Annotated in this window: 21 protein-coding genes and 1 pseudogene; 13 read left to right on the plus strand and 9 right to left on the minus strand. The window is 64.1% G+C overall.

The annotated features are described in order from the left end of the window. Window positions 1–30: 30 nt before the first annotated feature. From MUU55_RS23225 to MUU55_RS23240, 4 genes are all read left to right on the plus strand, one after another. Window positions 31–789 carry a GNAT family N-acetyltransferase gene (locus MUU55_RS23225; protein WP_244763167.1) on the plus strand — a complete coding sequence of 253 codons (759 nt, stop codon included), beginning with the start codon at window positions 31–33 and terminating at the stop codon, window positions 787–789. Then, entirely contained in the window at window positions 786–1,208 is a 423-nt protein-coding gene (gene mutT / locus MUU55_RS23230) for an 8-oxo-dGTP diphosphatase MutT (RefSeq protein ID WP_244763168.1), read from the plus strand. The genes MUU55_RS23225 and mutT overlap by 4 nt, the downstream gene beginning before the upstream one ends. 152 nt (window positions 1,209–1,360) lie before the next feature. After that, window positions 1,361–1,678: a hypothetical protein gene (locus MUU55_RS23235; protein WP_244763169.1), complete on the plus strand. Its 318-nt coding sequence runs from the start codon at window positions 1,361–1,363 to the stop codon at window positions 1,676–1,678. 44 nt (window positions 1,679–1,722) lie between these two features. Further along, window positions 1,723–1,902 carry a Flp family type IVb pilin gene (locus MUU55_RS23240; RefSeq protein ID WP_244763170.1) on the plus strand — a complete coding sequence of 60 codons (180 nt, stop codon included), beginning with the start codon at window positions 1,723–1,725 and terminating at the stop codon, window positions 1,900–1,902. A gap of 6 nt (window positions 1,903–1,908) precedes the next feature. Here MUU55_RS23240 and MUU55_RS23245 read toward each other — a convergent pair whose 3' ends face one another. Continuing rightward, window positions 1,909–2,778: a methyltransferase domain-containing protein gene (locus tag MUU55_RS23245; RefSeq protein ID WP_244763171.1), complete on the minus strand. Its 870-nt coding sequence runs from the start codon at window positions 2,776–2,778 to the stop codon at window positions 1,909–1,911. 61 nt (window positions 2,779–2,839) lie between these two features. Between MUU55_RS23245 and MUU55_RS23250 the strand changes: the two genes are divergently transcribed. The 5 genes from MUU55_RS23250 to MUU55_RS23270 are packed head-to-tail and all read left to right on the plus strand — an operon-like array spanning window position 2,840 to window position 5,793. Continuing rightward, entirely contained in the window at window positions 2,840–3,631 is a 792-nt protein-coding gene (locus MUU55_RS23250) for a ComF family protein (protein WP_244763172.1), read from the plus strand. 33 nt (window positions 3,632–3,664) lie between these two features. Then, complete coding sequence (gene grxC, locus MUU55_RS23255) at window positions 3,665–3,922, plus strand: glutaredoxin 3 (protein ID WP_244763173.1); 258 nt, start codon at window positions 3,665–3,667, stop codon at window positions 3,920–3,922. A 10-nt stretch (window positions 3,923–3,932) separates the two neighbouring features. Beyond that, window positions 3,933–4,790, plus strand: a complete 858-nt coding sequence (locus MUU55_RS23260; RefSeq protein ID WP_244763174.1) for a carbon-nitrogen hydrolase family protein — start codon at window positions 3,933–3,935, stop codon at window positions 4,788–4,790. Then, window positions 4,787–5,215, plus strand: a complete 429-nt coding sequence (locus MUU55_RS23265; RefSeq protein ID WP_244763175.1) for a DUF1178 family protein — start codon at window positions 4,787–4,789, stop codon at window positions 5,213–5,215. The genes MUU55_RS23260 and MUU55_RS23265 overlap by 4 nt, the downstream gene beginning before the upstream one ends. Beyond that, window positions 5,215–5,793 carry a DUF3291 domain-containing protein gene (locus tag MUU55_RS23270; RefSeq protein WP_244763176.1) on the plus strand — a complete coding sequence of 193 codons (579 nt, stop codon included), beginning with the start codon at window positions 5,215–5,217 and terminating at the stop codon, window positions 5,791–5,793. Before MUU55_RS23265 ends, MUU55_RS23270 begins: the two co-directional genes overlap by 1 nt. On the opposite strand, the gene ubiG is transcribed toward MUU55_RS23270, so the two are convergent. The 4 genes from ubiG to MUU55_RS23290 form a co-directional block, all read right to left on the minus strand. Then, the gene (gene ubiG / locus MUU55_RS23275) at window positions 5,794–6,543 is read right to left on the minus strand and encodes a bifunctional 2-polyprenyl-6-hydroxyphenol methylase/3-demethylubiquinol 3-O-methyltransferase UbiG (RefSeq protein ID WP_244763177.1); all 750 of its coding nucleotides are present in this window, start codon (window positions 6,541–6,543) and stop codon (window positions 5,794–5,796) included. It abuts the gene before it with no gap. A gap of 72 nt (window positions 6,544–6,615) precedes the next feature. Then, window positions 6,616–7,740, minus strand: a complete 1,125-nt coding sequence (locus tag MUU55_RS23280; RefSeq protein WP_244763178.1) for a mandelate racemase/muconate lactonizing enzyme family protein — start codon at window positions 7,738–7,740, stop codon at window positions 6,616–6,618. Between the two features lie 22 nt (window positions 7,741–7,762). Further along, window positions 7,763–9,262, minus strand: coding sequence for an aldehyde dehydrogenase family protein (locus tag MUU55_RS23285; protein WP_244763179.1), 1,500 nt, complete (start codon window positions 9,260–9,262; stop codon window positions 7,763–7,765). 9 nt (window positions 9,263–9,271) lie between these two features. Next, the gene (locus MUU55_RS23290; protein WP_244763180.1) at window positions 9,272–10,414 is read right to left on the minus strand and encodes an iron-containing alcohol dehydrogenase; all 1,143 of its coding nucleotides are present in this window, start codon (window positions 10,412–10,414) and stop codon (window positions 9,272–9,274) included. Window positions 10,415–10,507: 93 nt separating this feature from the next. Here MUU55_RS23290 and MUU55_RS23295 point away from each other — a divergent pair, with 93 nt between their 5' ends. From MUU55_RS23295 to MUU55_RS23310, 4 genes are all read left to right on the plus strand, one after another. Further along, on the plus strand, window positions 10,508–11,482 hold the full coding sequence (locus MUU55_RS23295) for a LysR substrate-binding domain-containing protein (RefSeq protein WP_244763181.1): 975 nt from the start codon (window positions 10,508–10,510) through the stop codon (window positions 11,480–11,482). A gap of 117 nt (window positions 11,483–11,599) precedes the next feature. After that, the gene (locus MUU55_RS23300; RefSeq protein WP_244763182.1) at window positions 11,600–11,797 is read left to right on the plus strand and encodes a hypothetical protein; all 198 of its coding nucleotides are present in this window, start codon (window positions 11,600–11,602) and stop codon (window positions 11,795–11,797) included. 75 nt (window positions 11,798–11,872) lie between these two features. Further along, complete coding sequence (locus tag MUU55_RS23305; protein ID WP_244763183.1) at window positions 11,873–12,712, plus strand: DUF6030 family protein; 840 nt, start codon at window positions 11,873–11,875, stop codon at window positions 12,710–12,712. Between the two features lie 12 nt (window positions 12,713–12,724). After that, the gene (locus tag MUU55_RS23310; protein WP_244763184.1) at window positions 12,725–13,351 is read left to right on the plus strand and encodes a thermonuclease family protein; all 627 of its coding nucleotides are present in this window, start codon (window positions 12,725–12,727) and stop codon (window positions 13,349–13,351) included. Window positions 13,352–13,358: 7 nt separating this feature from the next. Here MUU55_RS23310 and MUU55_RS23315 read toward each other — a convergent pair whose 3' ends face one another. The 4 genes and pseudogenes from MUU55_RS23315 to atpD form a co-directional block, all read right to left on the minus strand. Then, window positions 13,359–14,786 (minus strand): mannose-1-phosphate guanylyltransferase/mannose-6-phosphate isomerase, encoded by a 1,428-nt coding sequence (locus MUU55_RS23315; RefSeq protein WP_244763185.1) that lies wholly within the window; start codon window positions 14,784–14,786, stop codon window positions 13,359–13,361. Next, a pseudogene (locus MUU55_RS29395) lies at window positions 14,746–15,102 on the minus strand (hypothetical protein); the annotation flags it as partial. The gene MUU55_RS23315 and the pseudogene MUU55_RS29395, both read right to left, overlap by 41 nt. Further along, complete coding sequence (locus MUU55_RS23320) at window positions 15,014–15,421, minus strand: F0F1 ATP synthase subunit epsilon (protein WP_244763186.1); 408 nt, start codon at window positions 15,419–15,421, stop codon at window positions 15,014–15,016. The pseudogene MUU55_RS29395 and the gene MUU55_RS23320, both read right to left, overlap by 89 nt. A 72-nt stretch (window positions 15,422–15,493) precedes the next feature. Next, a complete protein-coding gene (gene atpD / locus MUU55_RS23325) occupies window positions 15,494–17,020 on the minus strand; it encodes a F0F1 ATP synthase subunit beta (RefSeq protein WP_244763187.1) in 1,527 nt (508 codons plus the stop codon). Window positions 17,021–17,032 lie beyond the last annotated feature (12 nt).

Raw genomic sequence — 17,032 nt, forward strand, 5'->3', positions numbered from 1 at the left:
GACAGCGTGAGCCTTTCCGGACAAAAGACGATGAACGATCTCCCCAAGGTCCGGCGGCTCGAAGCCGTCGGTTTTCGCGCCTGGCCTGCGGCCAGCGCCCAGTATGACGGCAGCTGGCTTTGCCGGCTGACAGCCGGCCATCCTTCGCGCCGGCTGAACTCCGTCAATCCGCTCGACCCGTCCGACATCAGGGATATCGCAATCCGCCTTGAAAAGGCGGCAAAACGCTTTTCCGACTATGGCCGCCCGCTGCTCGTGCGCCAGACGCCGCTGACGCCGCCGCAGCTGATTGCATTCATGGACGACGCCGGCTGGGCCGATGTCGGCCACACGATCGTCATGACGGCCAACCTTGCCGATCTCGCACGCGAAGAGGGCGTGGACCATCTGCCGAGCCGCGATGTCGGGCGCTTCGTCGATGCGCGCATCCGCGTTGCCGGCGACGATCCGGCCCTCAAGCCGGGCCTCACCGAGATCATCAACGCGATCAAGCCGGAGGTCGGCTTGTTCATTTTCGAGGAAGCGGACTTCGGCCCGACCGCGGTCACGCTTGCCGTCCAGGATAACGATCTCGCAGGCATCCTCCAGCTCGGCGTCGCCGAAGCGCGCCGCGGCCAGGGCACCGGAACGGCCGTTCTGCACGCGGCGCTTCGCTGGGCAAGGCTCAAGGGCGCGCGCCAGGCCTGGGTGCAGGTGGAAGCGGATAATGCCGCGGCAATCGCGCTCTACCGCCGCGCCGGCTTCAACGACGCCTACCGCTACACTTACCGGGGACCGGAAGCCGCATGACCGAAACCGTCACGACGTCGCGCCGCATCCTTCTCGTCGCCGCCTGCGCGCTGGTCGATACGGATGGCCGGGTCCTTCTGGCACAGCGCCCCGAAGGCAAGTCGCTCGCCGGCCTCTGGGAGTTTCCGGGCGGCAAGGTCGAAGCGGGCGAAACGCCCGAGGAGACACTGATCCGAGAGCTCGACGAAGAACTCGGCATCACCACGAAGATCCCCTGCCTGGCGCCGCTGACCTTTGCGAGCCACACCTATGACGACTTCCACCTCCTGATGCCGCTGTATATCTGCCGCCGTTTCGAGGGAACGGCCCACGGACGCGAGGGACAGGCCGTCAAGTGGGTTCGCCCGAAGGCACTGCGCGACTATCCCATGCCGCCGGCCGACGAACCGCTGATCCCTTTCCTGATGGACCTGCTCTGACCGTTTCGGGACGACGCCATCCCAAAAAGCACCGCCAAAGCACCGGTCGGCTGGGATTTACCCTCAATTTTCCAGCCTCCGTTAAGCAATCGTTTAGCACCGTCGTTCAAAGATTGGGCTTAACGTTGCAATGAATGCTTACGAGACCTGTTATGCGTGACGAAGACTTCTGGAAAACGGTTCAGGAGAAGGATTTCACGCCGGCCGGCGATACCCGGACCGGTGTACTCAATCTTGCCCTCCTGTTCGGTACGGCGGTGATCGCCCTTGCGCTCGTCCTGACGCCCATCCTGTCGACGAAGACCGACAAGCGCATGATGGCGAACGTGCCTGACGAGTTCGACATGATCTCGACAGGCTCGATCCCCTCGGAAAGCGGCAAGCGTTACACGGTTCGCCGCAGCGTCCTGCAGGAAATGCCCGGCGCGGTCTGCATCATCGACGACAACGGGCGCAGCAGCGGCTGCTGAGCCCCAAGGCGCAGTGAAGCGTCTGGAGCACGCGGAGAACGGGAATGGTATCGAGACTGCTGAAATCCCTCTTCTCCGCCGCCGATGGCGCAACGGCCGTCGAATATGGCCTGCTGGCAGGCCTGATCTCCATTGGTCTTCTCGGCGGCCTTGGCGCCTACAGCGATGGACTGCAGGCCACCTTCGACACCATTACCGCCGCCATCGAAGCCGCCCGTCAGTAGACCGGCCTATTCCTTGCCGCCCTGCTTCAGCGCATCGGCAAGGCGCATCGTCGCCGAACCCGGTTTCAGAGGCTTTTGCTGGCTTTCGTGCGGCGCCCAGCCCGAGACATAGATGATCGAAAAACTGGCCCGGATACGCCCGTCCGGATCGGAAAACCGCGCTGCGTAAATCTCTGCGGCACGCAGGAGGATGCCGCGCGTCAACGGCCGCCGGCTGCGGCCCGTCAGCGGATTGGCCATGCCCATGGCGCGCAGGTCCTTCATCAGCGGAAAGATGGAATCGTAGCGGACCGTGTAGGTTTCCTTGTCCGTGACCGGCAGGGCGAAGCCGCCTCGCTGGAGCAGCGCCCCGACATCGCGCACATCGGGGAAGGGAATGACGCGCGGGCTCGCCCCGCCCGTCAGTTCGCTTTCCGCCGCCAACAACACTTCGCGCAGCTCCTGCAAGGTGCCGCTGCCGGGAATGGCGGCGAGAAACAGCCCGTCCGGCTTCAGCGCCCGGCGAATCTGCACGAAGACGCCGGGTGTATCATTGGTCAGGTGGAGCGAAAGCGGCGAGACGAGGAGATTGACCGACTGCGGCGCGAGCGGCACCGTTTCAAGCGGTGAAACCGTCAGCGCTTCGCCGGGTGCCGCAAAACCTTCGTCGCTCTCGACGCGCTCGAGGATATCGATCTTGCCGGTCCCGGCAATGGCCCGCGCGGTGGCACCCGTATGGCCGTGCAGCTCGACGGCGCGCTCGAAGCGGCGATCGATGACGCTGAGCCGCTCCGCCAGTTCGCGCGCCACCACATCGAGCAGGAAATCCGCCGGCCCTGCGGAAAGCGCGCGCCTCCGGTTAATGTCGATCAGGCTGTGGTCAAAGAGCGTTTCCATGAAAAAGGTCCCTTTCGGATTTCCTTCGCTTTGGCCGCTAAGGGCGGCTAATGTCAACCGTATGGACGAAATCGAGGCCGAGACAGTTCCGGCAGTCCCGCTCCGGCAGCTTTTCGCCCGCCGGCTGCGCGGCCTTGCGGGCGCGGCGCTCGATCTCGTCTATCCGCCCGCCTGTGCCGGTTGCGGCGTCTTGCTCGGCAGTAGGGAAAGCCTTTGTCCAAAGTGCTGGTCGATGCTCTCTTTCATCGAGCGACCCTATTGCGAAGTGCTGGGCACACCCTTCTCGCACGACCTCGGCCCCGGCATTCTTAGCGCCGACGCCATCGCCAATCCGCCACCCTTTGACCGGCTGCGCTCCGTCGCGCTCTATGACGATCTCGCCCGTGTCCTGGTGCATTCCCTGAAGTACCGCGACCGCACCGATCTGGCGCCGATGATGGCCGGATGGATGCTGCGTGCCAGCGATGGCGCGGTCGAGGCGGCCGATCTCATCGTGCCGGTACCGCTCCACCGCTTGCGCCTCGTCTGGCGAAAATTCAACCAATCCGCGGAGCTCGGCCGCGCACTCTCGACCCTCTCCGGCAAGCCCCACCTCGTCGAGGCCATACGCCGCACGAAGCGCACCCGCCGCCAGATCGGCCTTGGTCCAAGGGCGCGCGAGGAAAACGTGCGCGGTGCTTTTTCGATCACGCCGGAAGGACGCGAGCAGCTTTTCGGCCGCCGCGTCGTGCTGGTCGACGACGTCTACACGACGGGCGCTACCGTTTCGGCCGCCACCCGCGTGCTGAAGCGTGCGGGTGTTGCCGACGTTACGGTTTTGACCTTTGCAAGGGCGCTTGCCGGACCTATATAAAAAGATGATTTTTCAAGCTTTGGAGCGGAAAACATGTCTTCGGTGGTGATCTATACGCGTCAGTTCTGCGGCTATTGCAGCGCGGCGAAAAAACTCCTGGAGACGAAGGGCGTAACCTTCGAGGAGCATGACGCGACCTATGCGCCCGAGGTGCGCCAGGAAATGATCAAGCGCGCCAATGGTCGCAATACCTTCCCGCAGATCTTCATCAACGAGCGCCATGTCGGCGGCTGCGACGACCTGCACGCGCTGGAGCGCGCGGGTGAACTCGACGCGCTGCTGGCTGCCTGAGGGGACTGAGATGACCGTCACGATCGCCGCCCTCCAGATGTGCTCCGGGACCGACCCCGTCCGCAACGTGGAGACGATGCGGCGCCTCGTGCGCGAGGCAGCCGCCAAGGGTGCCATCTATGTCCAGACGCCGGAAATGACTGGCGCACTGCAACGTGACCGCGCGGGCCTGCGTGCCATCCTGCGCAGTGAGGATGACGACCTCGTCGTCGCCGCAGCCGCAGAGCTTGCCGCAGAACTCGGCATCCACGTCCATGTCGGCTCCACGGCCATCGCGCTTGCGGACGGCAAGGTCGCCAACCGCGGCTTCCTCTTCGGCCCCGACGGCGCGAAGATCTGCAGTTACGACAAGATCCACATGTTCGATGTCGATCTCGACAATGGCGAGAGCTGGCGTGAAAGCGCGGTCTATTCGCCCGGCGCGGTCGCCCGCATGGCGGACCTGCCCTTCGCCAAGCTCGGCTTCGCCATCTGCTACGACGTGCGCTTCCCCGAACTCTTCAAGACGCAGGCCCAGGCCGGCGCCGAAATCATCTCCGTGCCGGCAGCCTTCACCCGCCAGACGGGCGAGGCGCATTGGGAAATCCTGCTGCGGGCCCGCGCCATCGAGAACGGCGTCTATATCATCGCTGCCGCACAAGCTGGTGTGCATGAGGACGGCCGTGAAACCTTCGGCCACTCCATGATCGTCGATCCCTGGGGCCGCGTGCTGGCCTCTGCCGGCGGCACCGGCGAGGCCGTCATACTGGCCGAAGTGGATATCGCCGCGGTCAAGGCAGCCCATGACAAGATTCCCAACCTGCGCAACGGCCGCGCCTTCACGCTCGACGTATCGGGCGCGCCCGCGAAGGGAGGCGTTGCCGCGTGATCCGCTACGAACTCTCCTGTGACAACGGCCATGCTTTCGAAGGTTGGTTCGGCTCGGCCGATGATTTCGACCGCCAGCAGACGATGGCGCTTGTCACCTGTCCGACCTGCAATTCGCCGCATGTCGCCAAGCGCCTGATGGCGCCCTCCGTTTCCACCGCGCGCAAGAAGGAGACGCGGCAGGAGATGGTCATGCAGGCCGGCCAGAAGGAAATGATGAGCAAGCTGCGCGAGATCGTCACGACGATCCGCGCGAATTCCGAAGATGTCGGCGAGCGCTTCCCGGAAGAGGCCCGCAAGATCCACTACGGCGAGACCGAACAACGCGGCCTGATCGGCAAGGCCTCGGCCGAGGAGGTTCGTGATCTGCTGGACGAAGGCGTCGAGATCGCCCCCCTGCCCGTCCTGCCCGACGACACCAACTGATGCGCGGCCATCATCTCGCCATCTACAATTTCGGCCTGCATGTCGATGACTTCGAGAGCCCGCGCGTGGAAGGATTTCTCCTGCGCGAGCCCTTCAATTTCGAGGCGGCGCGCCGGGCGGATGGGTTTGTCGGCCGTTCGGGTTATGTCGGAGTACCTGGACCGAGAAGCTGGGGGCCAAAGGTCCATCCACGCTTCATCACAGGCAGCGGCTTTGACGACGCGCCCGCCTCGCTGTCACTCTGGGCGAGCATCGAGGCTCTCATGGCATTCACCTATAACGGCGTGCATGCCGACGCGCTGAAACATGCGCGCAACTGGAACCAGCCTCAGGCATGGCCCTCGCTCGTCTTGTGGTGGGTGCCGGAACGGTCGCGGCCAGCCTGGGCCGATGGCGCCGAACGGCTGGAGGCGTTGCATGACCATGGCCCGACGCCCCACGCCTTCAATTTCAAGACGCCCTTCTGTCCCGACGGCAATCCCCTTGTGATCGATCGCGACAGCGTGAGGGCGAAGGCCCAGCAGAATACGGCAAGCCAGGAAGACCTGCTCGCGGTGGTGAAAACCCTGAAAGCGTGATCAGGCCGAGGCGCGCCGCGCCACCAGCATGTAGTTCACGTCCATGTCCTTCGACAGGTTCCACTGGTTCAACAGCGGATTGAAGAACACGCCCGTGCGGTCCGTCACCGTCAGGCCGGAAGCGTTGAGGGGCTTTTCGATCTCTTCCGGGCGCACCAGCTTTTCATATTGATGCGTGCCGCGCGGCAGCCAGCGCAGAACGTTTTCCGCAGCGAAGATCGCCAGTGCCGCCGCCTTCATCGTGCGGTTGATCGTGGCGACGAAGGTCATGCCGCCGGGGCGCACCATGGAGGCGCAGGTGGTGAGGAAGAAATCGACGTCGGAGACATGCTCGACCACTTCCATGTTGAGCACAACGTCGAAGCTTTCGCCGGCCTCGGCAAGCGCCTCGGCCGTCACCGCGCGATAATCGACGGGTACACCGCTGCCCGCCGCATGCGCCTTGGCGATGCCGATATTCTTTTCGGAGGCATCCGCGCCGAGCACATCGGCGCCCATGCGCGCCATCGGCTCGGAGAGCAGGCCACCGCCGCAGCCGATATCGAGGATGCGCAGGCCTTCCAGCGGGCGATGCGCCTTGGGGTCTCGCCCGAACTGGCCGCAGACCATGTCGCGGATATAGGTGAGCCTGATAGGATTGAACTTGTGCAGCGGGCGGAACTTGCCCGTCGGATCCCACCACTCGGCGGCCATCGCCGAAAAGCGGTCGACTTCCGCCTGGTCGATCGTCGTGCGGGCTGCCTCGCTCATGGCGTTCTCCTTCGCGTCCGTGTCCCCGTGAAGTCGGCCTCCACGGGGCGGATGTCAAGAGGGCGAAGCGTCTCAGCCGATGCGCGTCGCCTTTAGCCTGTCCTCATCGAGCGTAATGCCGAGCCCCGGCGCTTCACCTAGCAGCAGCCAGCCGTTCTCGTGCCGCAGGGGTGTGACGAGCGGATAGTCGCGGCGCTCTTCGCTCCATTCCGGCGCGTCATAGGGATATTCGAGGAAAGGCGCATCGCCGGCACCCGCCGTCAAATGGGCATTGGCCAGCACGCCGATGCCGTTCGTCCAGGAATGCGGGGTGAAGGTCACGCCCGCCTCGCGCGCCTGGAAGGCGAGCCGTCGGCAGCCGGTGATGCCGCCGACCAGGGCGACGTCAGGCTGGATGACGTCGAACGCTCGCTCCTCGATGATATCGCGGAATTCGTAGAGTTCGCGGGTCATCTCACCGCCGGCGATACGGATATCCGTCGCCTCCTTCAGCGCTTTCATGCCCTTGCGGTCGGAGCGGTGCAACGGCTCCTCCATCCAGTAGATGCCGAGCCGTTCCAGTTCGCGTGCCACGACCAGCGCATCCTTGAAGGTCCAGGGCAGCGTGGTGTCCCACGGCATACGCCAACCCTGGTTGCAATCGACCATCAGTTCCAGTTTGTCACCGACACGGGCGCGGATCGCCTCAAGCGCCTTGACGTCGTCGCGCCAGCCATTGCGCCCGCCGGCGGAGGACGAGAAGCGCACCTTCATCGCCGGAAAACCTTCGGCGATATAGCGCTCGGCCTGATCGGCCATGGCGGCGGGATCGCGCAGCACGCCGGAGGAGGCGTAGAGCCGCACGCGATCCGCCCGTCCGCCCAGCATACGCCAGACCGGCTCACCCGTCACTTTGCCGGCGAGGTCCCACAGCGCCAGATCGAGCGGCCAGCAGCGGCCATAGTGGAAGTTGATATGCGACAGCACCTCATAGTGCCGCTCGAGGTGGCGCGGATCCTGCCCGACGAACAGATCCTCGTGACCCTCGAACCCCTTCATCAGGTCGCCGGAACCGATGCCCTCGCGCCCTTCGTCATCCCGCACCCGCACGATCGTCGCATCGAATTGCTGGCGCGGGCGGCCATCCCAGCTGGCCTTGAACGGCGGATCGAGCGGCAGCCGGTGATGGCTGATCTCGATGGAAACGATCTTGCTCATATGGCTCCCTCCCCGTTAAATCTCAGCCGAACTGCTGCCAGATCGTCTTGTAGTCGCAATATTTGTCGATCGCATGCACCGAACGGTCGCGGCCGAAACCGGATTGCTTGAAGCCGCCGAAGGGGGTCGCGAAATTCGACATGTCGTAGGTGTTGATCCAGACCGTGCCGGCATGGATGCCTTCGGAGAAGCGATGCGCGCGGTCCATGTCGCGGGTGAAGACCGCGCCGGCCAGGCCGTAGATCGTGTCGTTGGCGATCGCCAGCGCCTCTTCCTCGGTGTCGAAACCGATGGCCGCGAGAACGGGGCCGAAAATCTCCTGCCGGGCGATGCGCATGTCGTTCGTCACATCGGTGATCACGCCCGGCGAAACGTAGTAGCCGCCCGTTTCCGACAGCACGCGCTCCGCCCCGAAGGCCCGGCGGCCGCCATCCTTCTCGCCCGCCTCGATCAACCCAAGCACCTTCTCCATATGCTCCGCCTCGATCAACGCGCCGATCTGCGCCGAGGGTTCGAAGGGATGCGCCAGCGCGATCTCGCGCTTCACCACCGCCTCGATCTTCGCAATGAGGGCATCCTGCACCGAGCGCTGCACGACGAGGCGCGTGGCGGCATGGCAGGTCTCGCCGGAATTGTAGAAGCAGCCCCAGGCGGCGGCACTCGCCGCCGCATCGAGATCGGCATCCTCGAAGACGACGAGCGGCGACTTGCCGCCGAGTTCGAGCGCCACGCGCTTGAGGTTCGATTGCGCCGCATAACCCATGATCAGCTTGCCGACCTCCGTCGAGCCGGTGAAAGCGACCATGTCGACATCCCCATGCAGCGCCAGCGGCTTGCCGACCTCTTCGCCAAAGCCGGTGACAACATTGAAGACACCGGCCGGAAGCCCGGCCTCGATCGCGAGTTCCGCAAGCTTCAAGGCCGAAAGCGAGGACTGCTCCGCCGGCTTCAGCACGACGGAATTGCCCGCGGCAATCGCCGGCCCGAGCTTCCAGGCATCGATGATCATCGGATAGTTCCACGGCGTGATCGCCGCAACGACGCCGAGCGGCACCTTACGCACCAGCGCGCGGGCCTTCGGTCCGGTCGGCGCGATCTCGTCATAGAGCTTGTCGATCATCTCGCCATAATACTGGATGCCATCGGCGCAGAGCCGCACATCGACACCGAGCGACGCCTGCACCGGCTTGCCGACATCGAGCGTTTCCAGAAGCGCCAGTTCCTCACCATGGGCACGGATCAGGTCTGCCCAGCACAGCATGATCTTCTTCTTCTCCAGCGGCTCTCTGGCGTGCCAGATGCCGCTGGCAAAGGCCGCGCGGGCCGAGGCGACAGCGTGGTCGACATCGGTGGCATCGCCCCGCGCAAGCACGGCGCCCGGCTTCCCATCCATCGGACGGGTGCGCGTGAAGGTACGGCCCGATTTGGCCGGCTCGGCCTTGCCGTCGATGAAGTGCCCGCGCGCGAGCGACAGGCCATCGAGGCGCTGTTGCCAATAGGCGCGGCTATATTGCTCGGTCATAGCGTATCCTCAAAGCGTCCGGGGCAAGGCCATCATCGTGGCGGCGATCATGTCGATATCGGCGTCCGAGACCTCGCGGATCGTCGCGCGGCGCATCGGTTGGTTTTCCGGCGCGCGCATCTCGCGGGCGAGATCTTCGGCGGAAAAACCGGCAAAGGCCCTGGGCAGCGCACGAACGACGCCGCATCGGTCCATGAGATCACTGACGAAGCCGGGTAACAGCGCCGCATCGGAAAGACCGCAGGCCCGCGCGGCGGCGGCGAGATCGGCCGTGTCGGCCTCGGCAAGCCAGGTCAGCGTTGCCTCGAAGCCGAGCGCGGTTGCAAGCCCGTGGTGAACGGGTGCAAGGCCAGCCAGCGCATGGCTGATATTGTGGGCGATCGCCGTGCCGCAATTGTCGATGGCCACGCCGGCATAGCAGGAACCGAGCAGCACGTTCCCCCGTGCCTCCATATCCACCGGGTGCTTCACCGCCGTTTCAAGCGCCTCCGTCAGGAGACGCAGCGCCGCATGGGCGTAGAGCGCTCCGCCGGCATGCGCATTGCGGTTGGTCGCGGCTTCGAAGGCATGAACGAAGGCATCGAGGCCGCACCAGGCTGTGAGACTTGCCGGCAACGTCACGGTCAGCGCGGGGTCGAGCAGGACAAGGTCTGCTTTCGTCTCGGGCCCCCAGATCCAGAGCTTTTTGCCTTCCGGCCCGGCGAAGATCGTCGTCGCGGACGTTTCCGAGCCGGTGCCCGCCGTCGTCGGCACCATGATCTTTTTCAGAGGCGCCTTCGGCAGCGGATTGGCCGCAAGCGCATAGTGCATCGGATCCTTGTCCGCCGCTGCGACACAGGCCGCGATCTTGGCGATATCCAGCGCCGAACCGCCGCCGATGCCGACAACGAGATCCTTGCCGCGCGCCGCATCACTCGCCGCCTGCACATGGGCAAGCTTCGGCTCGCCCGCGAAACGCGAGAAAAACTCCGCCGCAATCCCTTCCTTGGCGAACTGGGCGGCGAGCCGCTCTTCAAGTCCGCCTGCGGCGAGAAAGCCATCGATGACGACGAGCGCGCTCCGGGCTTCCAGCGCGCCGGCGGAGGAGGCGATGGTGGCATGAATGCCTTCGCCGAAACGGATATCGGGCACGAATGAAGTTGAAAATGTCACGAAAATTCCCCGGAGATGAATTTCCCAACCGTGCATCACGATTTCAGATTTTCAAATCCTTGGATTTTTCGGGCTTTTTGATAACTTCAAATCATGAAAGACAATCTGCTCGCTCACATCCCGCTGGAAGCCTTCCGTGTCTTCGATGCCGCCTGCCGTCACATGAACTTTTCCCGTGCGGGGCGTGAGCTGAACATTACCCAAGCGGCCGTCAGTCGTCGCATCAAGGGACTGGAGGATCATCTCGACGCACCCCTTTTCACCCGTCGGGGCAAGAACCTGGCGCTGACGCCGCGCGGCGAAAAACTGTTTCAGCGCGTGCGGGCCTCGCTCGACTATCTCGAGGAAAGCCTCGAACCCTTTCGCACCGGCGCCGGACAGAGCATTGCGCTTGCCGCCAGCGGTTCGGTCTCGCATCTCTGGCTGGGAAAGCGCCTGCGCGACTTCGCCCGCGACACGCCCGACGTCGCCATACGGCTGACCACATCGGACAGTCCCGCCGACCTCGCCTCGGAGAACAACGATCTCGTGATCCTCTATTCGGCGGGCGACCATCCGCGCTGGGACCTGACGCTGCTTGTAGCGGAAGAGCTGGCGCCGGTCGCCTCACCAGACTACATTGCCCGCAAGGGGCTCGATGCGACGGCGGTCAGCCTTGCGGATCTCGCCGGTCTCGATCTCATCGACTACGAACGCTTCAACGCCAACTGGATATCGTTCCGCCCCTGGCTGGAGCGGGTGGCACCGGAGGCTTTTCGACGCCTGCCACCGCCGCGTCCGCATCTCACCTTCTCCACCTACGCACTCGCGGTCGATGCGGCGCTCAGCGGCGATGGCGTGGCGCTCGGCAGCCTCGGCCTCGTCGCGGAGCAGTTGGACAAGGGCACGCTTGTGCAGCTTGGCCACACCAGCCTGTCCACGGGCTACGGCTATCACCTCGGCCTGCCGAAATTCCGCACCCCGCACCCTGCCGCGCTGCGGCTGCACGAACACCTGCTTTCCGCCCGCACGCGGCCGAAAATACCTGACCGCCCGCACCAAGTTTCTATTGGCGAGACCGGCGAATAGTGTCACACTTTGGGCCAGACAGGACCGAATCCGGAGCGAGGGGATGCGCAAAGGAGCTGGATGTCCCTGAAAGGGGACGAGAAGCTTGCCGCTTCGCCTGAAACCGGATCGGGGACAATGACGCTGACTGCCCTTTGCATGGCTGGCTACACTTTCATCGCGCTGCGCTTCATCGATTGCAGCCTGCGCGAAGGTGAAAACAGTGGCGGCAGATGGGACGCGGATCGGGTGCTTGGACTTCTCCTCTGCCTTGTCTGGCCGCTCGCGCTTGCAGGCACCCTGGTTGTAGCCTATCAGGAGCGGGAGATCGGCTGATCCCGCGGGCCTTGGCCCTGCCTTGCCAAAGGCACGGTATCGACCGCATCGCCACGGGCAACGGCGCGGGTCGGCATGACGCAGCGAAAGCAAGGCAGATCCGGCTTGGTCGTCTTCGGGCTCTTCGCCGCCGTGCTGCTGGGGGCAATCGGCGCGACGGTGCTTCTGGCCAACGACTACCGCAATCTCAACCTGCTGCTCGCCCGCTTCGGCTATGCGCCGATCCAAGCGGCCCCGGAGGAGCGCGTGCTGCGCCCCTATGAGCTCAAGGGCAACCGAATGCCGCGGCCCAAGGGTCTCATTTCCGAGCGCCTGCTGGTCCCGGTCACGCCCATGCAGACAAAATTCGTCCGCACCATCCGCAAGGCGCCAGAAGCCCTCTGCGAGGCATTGCGCCGTGCCGGTTTCGGCAATTTCGGCTGGAAGGCCGGCATCTTCGACAAGGACAGCTGGGAGTGCCAGTCCTACCGGGAGTTTCCCCGCACAGATGGCGGCACGGCGGTTCCCTCCTCCGCCTTCCTGTCGATCAAGGGCAATGCCGAAACCCGTGTCTCCTCCTTCCGCATCAAGCTCAACATCGAGGACAAAGCGACGCAGGATGCGGTGACGGATGCCGTCATCGCCGCCATCCGCGTCTTCCTCGACGAAGTGCGATGGGAGGACGCACCGGAAATCTTTGGCGATATCCGCGCGCTGAAAGAGTTCGACATCATCCGCTTCGGCAACCGCATCCTTCTCAAGAAGGAATTCAGCGAGACACCGCGCTACAATTTCATCGTCACGCCCGACCGCACGCGCAATCGAGGCTCCTACCTGCCAGACTATTTCGACCGCAGCCGCTGGATGCCGCTGCGGGAGAATTTCGGCGAACGCCTTGATGTGCCGGGCGCCGGCACGCACATTCCAGCCGAGTGAACGAGGATGACCGTGGTTTCAGAAACGGCGCGCATAAGGATCAGGCACGCTCTCGGCGCGACGCTTCTCTGCCTTGCGGCCAGCACTCCATTATCGGCGGCTGGCCTGCAATCATCAGGCGATCTGTCCGACACACCGATCTGGACCGACAAGCCCGTCCGTGTCGACCGGAAAAAACAATCTCTGGAGCGGGTGGAGATCGAGCGGAAAATCGCCCCCCTCACGCTCAAGCCCAACACCCGTGTGAAGGTTTTCGACAGCACCTCGTTTGAGGACAACGGACGGCTTTATGTGCTGACGGACGCGGTTGCGGTTTCTCCCAAACGTCTATGCCGTGGCGACGATCAGAGTCGCGTCGCCTGCGGCCAGCAGGCGCGCATCTATTTCCGTCGTCTGATCGCGAACCGCACGCTGACCTGCGAGCAGGATTTCCGGTTCGGCGCGGTCTCCTTCGTGCGCTGCGCCGTCGCCGAAACCGATCTCGCACAGACACTTGTCACGAAGGGCGCAGCCTGGGCGGCGACACTGCGGCTGGTCAACCAACAGCAGGCCGCCATGGCGCAGCGGATTGGCATCTGGCTCGACGCGGAGTGCCGGACACTCGGCCGCTGCCCGCCGCCGAAGCAGCGCGGCCAGTGACGACGGTTCAGCCGCGGCCGAACTCGTCCTCGATACGGATGATGTCGTCCTCGCCGAGATAGGAGCCGGTCTGCACCTCGATCAGCTCGAGCATGATCTTGCCGGGATTGGCGAGGCGATGCAGCTCACCCTGCGGGATATAGACCGACTCGTTTTCGCGCAGTGGGATCGTCCTGTCGCCGATCGTAACCTCGGCCGTGCCGCGCACGACGATCCAGTGTTCGGAGCGATGATGATGCTTCTGCAGCGACAGCCGCTTGCCCGGCGTCACGAACAGGCGCTTCACCTGGAAGCGCTCGCCGTTCAGCACAGAAGTGTAGCCGCCCCACGGACGGTAGGCGGTCGGATGCGTCTCGGTCAGCTTCGCCGTCTTCGGCAGGCTCGCCAGATGCTTCACCAGCTTGCCGACATTCTGGCTGTCTTCCATGCGCCCGACATAGACCGCATCCTCGCTGGCGATGACGGCGATATTGTCGAGCCCCTGCACCGCGACATGGATGTCGCGGGAAATGACCAGCGAATTGCGCGTGTCGAGCACCGTGGTGCTGCCGTCGGCGACATTGCCGGCGTCATCCTGCTTGCCGGTCTTCCAGACGGAATCCCAGCTGCCGAGATCGGACCAGGTGATGGGCGACGGCACGACGGCGGCGATCGGCGTCTTCTCGAAGATCGCATAGTCGACGGAAATGTCGGGCGCGCGGGCGAAGGCCGCCTCGTCGAGCCGTTCGAAATCGAGGTCGTGCTGCGCCTTGGCCACGGCCTCGGCGGCCGCATCCAGCACTTCGGGCGCGTATTGGCGAAGTTCGCGCAGGAAGAGGCCGACCGGCAGCATGAACATGCCGGAATTCCAGAGATAACCGCCGGTCTCCAGCATCGCGGCAGCCTTGTCGCGGTCTGGCTTCTCGACGAAGCGACGCACGGCATTGGCGCCATTGCCGAGGTCCTCGCCGATCTCGATATAGCCATAGCCGGTGGCTGGTTCATGCGGCTTGATGCCGAACGTAACGAGGCGTCCGGCGTCCGCAGCCGCGCGCGCCTTGGCGATGCAATCGAAATAGGTGGCGTCCGCGTCAATCTCGTGATCGGAGGCGAGCACCTGCATGATGGCCTGATCGCCATGCAGGCGGGAAATGAGCGTTGCGGCGGCGGCAAGCGCGGGGGCTGTGTTGCGCGCAACCGGCTCGAGCAGGATCGAGGTCAGCGCCACGCCGGCGGCGCGCGCCTGCTCGGCGACGAGGAAACGGAAGTCGTTGTTGGTGACGACGATCGGCGCGTCGTAGAGCGCCTTGTCGGCGACCCGCGCCAGCGTCTTCTGGAACAGCGTCGTCTCACCCAGGAACTCGAGGAACTGTTTTGGGGCGGAGGAGCGCGAGAGCGGCCACAGGCGCGTGCCCTTACCGCCGGCCATGATTACGGGTACGATCTTGCTGCTCATTGGTCCTGTCCTCGCGCGAAAGCCCGCCTTCATGGCGGACGGCATATGACGGCCACTCTCCCGCGACGCCGTAAAGAAACAGCAAATCCCGCCTTCCGGTTGTGCCGCGGGGAAGCGTTTTCCTGGAGATAAGGTAAAGAGGACCTTCAGCCGGAAACCGGCATTTGAGCGGCAACAAAAAACCCGCCGGAAAGGCGGGTTCGATGGGTGCAGGTTCGATCGAAGGATCAGACCGGAACGACGATGCCTTGGAGCGTCGTGAGTTCTGCGAGATAGGTCTCGATGCCGAACTTCTGGTCGTCGGACTTGGCATGGGCCAGTTCCGCGCGGGCGGCTTCGATGCGGCGAGTGATCTCGTCGCTCTTGACCTCATCGGCCGGAACGGCGGATTCGGCCAGCAGCGTGCAGCCGGTCGGGATGATGTCGGCAAAACCGCCGAAGACCACATAGCGGTCCTTCTTGCCATCCGTGAACTTCACGGTGACGACACCCGGCTTGATCGTCGTCATGGTCGGCGCGTGGTTGGCCATGACGGTCATCTCGCCCTCGGTCGCCGGAATGACGACTTCGCTGACGCTGCCGGAAACCAGCAGGCGCTCGGGGGAGACGAGTTCAAAATTGAAATTGTCAGCCATGACCATTCACTTCTTCTGATTTCATACGGCCGGTAAGATCAGCGGGCGCCCCATTGGGCGCCCGCCAAAACATCAAGCGGCTTCAGCAGCCAGCTTCTTGGCCTTTTCGATGGCTTCTTCCATGGAACCGACCATGTAGAAGGCAGCTTCCGGCAGGTGGTCGTAGTCGCCGTTGACCAGGCCCTTGAAGCCCTTGATCGTGTCTTCGAGCGCAACCAGCTTGCCCGGCGAACCGGTGAAGACTTCGGCGACGAAGAACGGCTGCGACAGGAAGCGTTCGATCTTGCGGGCGCGGGCAACGGCCAGCTTGTCGTCTTCCGACAGTTCGTCCATGCCGAGGATGGCGATGATGTCCTGGAGAGCCTTGTAGCGCTGCAGGGTCGTCTGGACCTTACGGGCGACTTCGTAGTGTTCTTCGCCGACAACGATCGGGTCGAGCATGCGCGAGGTCGAGTCGAGCGGGTCAACGGCCGGGTAGATGCCCTTTTCGGCAATCGAACGCGACAGAACCGTCGTGGCGTCCAGGTGGGCGAACGAGGTTGCCGGCGCGGGGTCGGTCAAGTCGTCGGCGGGAACGTAGATGGCCTGAACCGAGGTGATCGAACCCTTGGTCGTGGTCGTGATGCGTTCCTGCATCTGGCCCATGTCGGTGGCGAGCGTCGGCTGATAGCCCACGGCCGACGGAATACGGCCGAGCAGAGCCGACACTTCGGAACCAGCCTGCGTGAAGCGGAAGATGTTGTCGACGAAGAACAGAACGTCCTGGCCCTTGTCGCGGAAGTCTTCAGCGATCGTCAGACCCGTCAGAGCGACGCGAGCGCGTGCACCCGGCGGTTCGTTCATCTGGCCGTAAACGAGGGCTGCCTTGGAGCCTTCGCCGCCGCCGTGCTTGTTAACGCCGGACTCGATCATTTCGTGGTAAAGGTCGTTGCCTTCGCGGGTGCGTTCACCCACGCCTGCGAACACCGAGTAACCACCGTGCGCCTTGGCGACGTTGTTGATCAGTTCCATGATGAGAACGGTCTTGCCGACGCCTGCACCGCCGAAGAGGCCGATCTTGCCGCCCTTTGCGTAGGGAGCCAAGAGGTCGACGACCTTGATGCCGGTGACGAGGATCTGCGCTTCCGTGGACTGCTCGACGTAAGCCGGAGCTTCCTGGTGGATGGCGCGCTTGCCGGAGGTGGTGAGCGGACCGGCTTCGTCAACCGGCTCGCCGATGACGTTCATGATGCGGCCTAGCGTTTCCGGACCGACCGGAACGGTGATCGGGGCGCCCGTGTCGGCAACCGGCTGACCGCGTACGAGACCTTCGGTCGAGTCCATGGCGATCGTGCGGACGGTGTTTTCGCCGAGGTGCTGGGCAACTTCGAGAACAAGGCGGTTGCCGTTGTTGTCGGTTTCCAGCGCGTTCAGGATCTGCGGCAGGGCGCCGTCAAAAGCAACGTCGACGACGGCGCCGATGACCTGCGTGACACGACCGGTCGCGACAAAAGCAGCCGGTGCGGCAGCCTTCGTTACAGCGGCGGTCTTTGCTGCCGGCTTACGAGCAGCGGGCTTCTTTTCCGCTACGGTTTCCTTGGGGGTAGCTGCCTTAGCCATGTGTCTTACCCT

This window comes from Shinella curvata, from assembly GCF_022899935.1.
Lineage (GTDB): Bacteria > Pseudomonadota > Alphaproteobacteria > Rhizobiales > Rhizobiaceae > Shinella > Shinella curvata.

Coding starts and splice junctions, on each gene's coding strand:
- MUU55_RS23225 (WP_244763167.1), top strand. CDS start 31: ATGAACGATCTCCCCAAGGTCCGGCGGCTCGAAGCCGTCGGTTTTCGC.
- mutT (WP_244763168.1), top strand. CDS start 786: ATGACCGAAACCGTCACGACGTCGCGCCGCATCCTTCTCGTCGCCGCC.
- MUU55_RS23235 (WP_244763169.1), top strand. CDS start 1,361: ATGCGTGACGAAGACTTCTGGAAAACGGTTCAGGAGAAGGATTTCACG.
- MUU55_RS23240 (WP_244763170.1), top strand. CDS start 1,723: ATGGTATCGAGACTGCTGAAATCCCTCTTCTCCGCCGCCGATGGCGCA.
- MUU55_RS23245 (WP_244763171.1), bottom strand. CDS start 2,778: ATGGAAACGCTCTTTGACCACAGCCTGATCGACATTAACCGGAGGCGC.
- MUU55_RS23250 (WP_244763172.1), top strand. CDS start 2,840: ATGGACGAAATCGAGGCCGAGACAGTTCCGGCAGTCCCGCTCCGGCAG.
- grxC (WP_244763173.1), top strand. CDS start 3,665: ATGTCTTCGGTGGTGATCTATACGCGTCAGTTCTGCGGCTATTGCAGC.
- MUU55_RS23260 (WP_244763174.1), top strand. CDS start 3,933: ATGACCGTCACGATCGCCGCCCTCCAGATGTGCTCCGGGACCGACCCC.
- MUU55_RS23270 (WP_244763176.1), top strand. CDS start 5,215: ATGCGCGGCCATCATCTCGCCATCTACAATTTCGGCCTGCATGTCGAT.
- ubiG (WP_244763177.1), bottom strand. CDS start 6,543: ATGAGCGAGGCAGCCCGCACGACGATCGACCAGGCGGAAGTCGACCGC.
- MUU55_RS23280 (WP_244763178.1), bottom strand. CDS start 7,740: ATGAGCAAGATCGTTTCCATCGAGATCAGCCATCACCGGCTGCCGCTC.
- MUU55_RS23285 (WP_244763179.1), bottom strand. CDS start 9,262: ATGACCGAGCAATATAGCCGCGCCTATTGGCAACAGCGCCTCGATGGC.
- MUU55_RS23295 (WP_244763181.1), top strand. CDS start 10,508: ATGAAAGACAATCTGCTCGCTCACATCCCGCTGGAAGCCTTCCGTGTC.
- MUU55_RS23300 (WP_244763182.1), top strand. CDS start 11,600: ATGACGCTGACTGCCCTTTGCATGGCTGGCTACACTTTCATCGCGCTG.
- MUU55_RS23305 (WP_244763183.1), top strand. CDS start 11,873: ATGACGCAGCGAAAGCAAGGCAGATCCGGCTTGGTCGTCTTCGGGCTC.
- MUU55_RS23315 (WP_244763185.1), bottom strand. CDS start 14,786: ATGAGCAGCAAGATCGTACCCGTAATCATGGCCGGCGGTAAGGGCACG.
- MUU55_RS23320 (WP_244763186.1), bottom strand. CDS start 15,421: ATGGCTGACAATTTCAATTTTGAACTCGTCTCCCCCGAGCGCCTGCTG.
- atpD (WP_244763187.1), bottom strand. CDS start 17,020: ATGGCTAAGGCAGCTACCCCCAAGGAAACCGTAGCGGAAAAGAAGCCC.